Source organism: uncultured Limnohabitans sp., assembly GCF_937889215.1.
Classification (GTDB): Bacteria; Pseudomonadota; Gammaproteobacteria; order Burkholderiales; family Burkholderiaceae_C; genus Limnohabitans_A.
The window spans coordinates 1-2,934 of sequence record NZ_CALBEX010000478.1; the positions used below are offsets into that span (position 1 = coordinate 1).

A 2,934-nucleotide genomic window follows, 5' to 3' on the forward strand; every position below is an offset into this window, starting at 1 on the left:
GGCCAATCTGGGCGGGGCGGTGTTTTTGTGGCTGTACCTGTCTTCTGGGCGCGGCAAGATTCGGCTCACGGTGCGCAACACGCCTTTGGAGCGCCAGCACCTGATGGACATTTTGAGGGTGGGTGCGGTGGCGTGCATTTCGCCGTTTCAGACGGTCTTGACGATCTTGATCCTGACCCGTTTGGTGGCTACTTTTGGCACGGAGGCCTTGGCCGGTTACGGGATCGGCACGCGGCTGGAGTTTTTGTTGGTGCCCATTGCGTTTGCGGTGGGGGTGGCCTCGGTGCCTTTGGTGGGCATGGCCATTGGTGCAGGTCAGATTGCCCGTGCCCGCAAAGCCGCTTGGACGGCGGCGGCTCTGGCAACTGCGCTGCTGGGCGGTTTGGGCTTGGTGGTCACCCTGGCCCCGGATGTGTGGACCACGCTGTACACGCAAGATGCGACGGTGCGCGCTTCGGCGGCCCAGTACTTTGTGTGGGCCGGGCCGTTTTATGGCTTTTTCGGTTTGGGTTTGTCGCTGTACTTTTCTTCGCTGGGTGCAGGCAAAGCCGTGGGGCCAGTGATCGCTGGGGGCCTGCGTTTGCTGGTGGTGGCGGTGGGCGGCAGCCTGCTCGCCTATGCGCAGGCACCCGCGTGGATGATTTTTGCCTTGGTGGGGGCGGGCATGGCCGTGTATGGCGTGAGCACGATGTTCATCGTGAGAGGCACCTCATGGGACGACACCACGCCAAAGGGCTCACGATAAAGTCAGGGCCAGGGCTGACTCGCCTTGCGGGTGCCGAACTGGCCAGAGCCCTCAACGTTCGCCAGGCTCGCAAACTTGCGCTGCCGTGTTGTAAGCGCCCCCGGCGTCCAGGCAGCGATCCATGGCGATAAATTCTTGGGCCCAGAAAAAATAAAGTGCCACCAAAAAGCCTGTGATGCCGATGGTGATGAGCTGCCACTTGGGGATGTGCGGAGTCATCGCAAGACTTTGAGCAGGGTGTAGGTGGTGTCGGGGGCGTCTGCAGGCGGATTTTCAATGTGGTCTTTGCGCACGCGCAGTTTGTAGCGTTTCCCTGGCACGTGGTCGAAGCCCGCGATGGTGCCCATCAGGGCTTGCCATTTTTGGCGGTGTTTGCCGTCTGCTCGTTCGCGCACCATCAGGCATTGCATCTCCACCACACCGGTGCAGGGTCGGCGCTTGGGGCCGACTTCGAGGGTGATGACGCTGCGCATCCAGGGGCGCACGCATTCGCTCAACTCTGCATTCCACTGGTAGCCTGCAGAGCCTTTGCAGCCGTGGGCATCGACACCGCTGCCAGTCATGGGCAGGAGAGTGCATTCGCCTGGGGCCACCGGTGCGGCCTGGGCCGCGTTGAGCAGGCAGCTGTTGGCAAAGGTGCGGGGGGTGCTTTCACCCGTGACTTGGCCGCACACCGGTGCGTATTCGCGGGTACAGACTTGCGCACAAGACGTGTTGCTGGCCAACAAGCCCATGAGGGCGATCAGGCCCGTGCAAAGCGCCTTGTGTTGGAAGTGTTTTTTCATAGCGTAGGTTGTGCTTTGTCAACGTGTGAAAGGCAAGGCCGAGTTCAACCTGTGTTGCGCAAGCCCGCCGCAATTCCGTTGATCGAGATGTGGATGCCCCGCTGCACGCGTTCGTCGGCCAGGCCGGCCCGGTAGCGGCGGATGAGTTCGACTTGCAGGTGGTGCAAGGGGTCGATGTAGGGGAAGCGATGGCGGATTGAGCGGTCGAGTGAAGGGTTGCTGGCCAGGCGGTTTTTCTCGCCAGTGATTTGCGTTAGTGCATCGGCCGTGCGGTGCCATTCGGCTTCGATCGCGGCAAAGATTTTTTTGCGCATTCGGGTGTCGCTGACCAGTTCGGCGTAGCGTGAGGCCAGGGCCAAGTCGCTCTTGGCCAGCACCATGTCCATGTTGGACAGCAGGGTGCGAAAGAACGGCCATTGGCGGTTCATTTTTTGCAGCAGCGCCAACGCGGCTTTGCGCTCGGCCGGATCTTTTTTGTCCAAGTAGTTGGCCACGGCCGATCCGAAACCAAACCAGCCCGGCAGCGTCAAGCGGCATTGGCCCCAACTGAAGCCCCAGGGAATGGCACGCAGGTCCTCGATTTTTTCGAGGGCTTTGCGCGATGCAGGCCGGGAGCCGATGTTCAGTTGCGTCAATTCGCGCAGGGGGGTGGCACCAAAGAAGTAGTCGGTGAAACCCGGTGTGCCGTAAACGAGGGCGCGGTAGGCGTCCATGCTGACTTCAGACAATTCGGCTGCTGCGTCCAGGAATGCTCGGCTAGCGGGTTTGGTGGGTTGCAGCAGCGTGGCCTCCAGGGTGGCGGCCACCAGGGTTTCCAGGTTGCGGCGACCGATTTCGGGGTTGGCAAATTTGGCACCAATGACTTCGCCTTGCTCGGTCAGGCGAATTTGCCCGCGCACCGTGCCGGGTGGTTGGGCCAAGATGGCTTGGTAGCTGGGGCCGCCACCCCGGCCCACGGTGCCGCCGCGCCCGTGGAACATGCGCAGCGTGATGTTGTGGCTGCGCTGCAGTTTGTCAAACAATTCGACCAAGGCGATTTCGGCGCGGTACAGCTCCCAGTTGCTGGTGAAAATGCCACCGTCTTTGTTGCTGTCTGAATAGCCGAGCATGATGTCTTGCTCGCCGCCCGAGCGGGCGACCAGCGCGGCTACGCCAGGCAGGGCATAGAAGTCGCGCATGATGGGCGCGGCGTTGCGCAGGTCTTCGATGGTTTCGAACAAAGGCACCACGATCAGGTCGTTGTGGGCTTGTGCGTCCAAGGTGCCTCGCATCAGGCCCGCTTCTTTTTGCAGCAGCAGCACCTCCAGCAAGTCGCTCACTGTTTCAGTGTGGCTGATGATGTAGTGGCGAATGGCCTCTTTGCCAAAGCGCGACCGTGCGTTGCGTGCCGTTTCAAAAATGGCC

The 2,934-nt window shown here is 61.4% G+C and carries 4 protein-coding genes; 1 reads left to right on the plus strand and 3 read right to left on the minus strand.

Annotation, left to right across the window (positions count from 1 at the left end; genetic code table 11):
* Nucleotides 1-745 (plus strand): MATE family efflux transporter (locus Q0341_RS11975; protein ID WP_299513601.1); only part of this gene is annotated, 745 nt, incomplete at its 5' end.
* A gap of 51 nt (nucleotides 746-796) precedes the next feature.
* Here the strand turns inward: Q0341_RS11975 and Q0341_RS11980 are convergent.
* From Q0341_RS11980 to Q0341_RS11990, 3 genes are all read right to left on the minus strand, one after another.
* On the minus strand, nucleotides 797-964 hold the full coding sequence (locus tag Q0341_RS11980) for a hypothetical protein (RefSeq protein WP_299513604.1): 168 nt from the start codon (nucleotides 962-964) through the stop codon (nucleotides 797-799).
* Nucleotides 961-1,530, minus strand: coding sequence for a DUF4377 domain-containing protein (locus Q0341_RS11985; protein WP_299513605.1), 570 nt, complete (start codon nucleotides 1,528-1,530; stop codon nucleotides 961-963). Before Q0341_RS11985 ends, Q0341_RS11980 begins: the two co-directional genes overlap by 4 nt.
* A 44-nt stretch (nucleotides 1,531-1,574) precedes the next feature.
* Nucleotides 1,575-2,934, minus strand: a 1,360-nt coding sequence (locus Q0341_RS11990) for a phosphoenolpyruvate carboxylase (RefSeq protein WP_299513608.1), incomplete at its 5' end; no start/stop codon positions are given.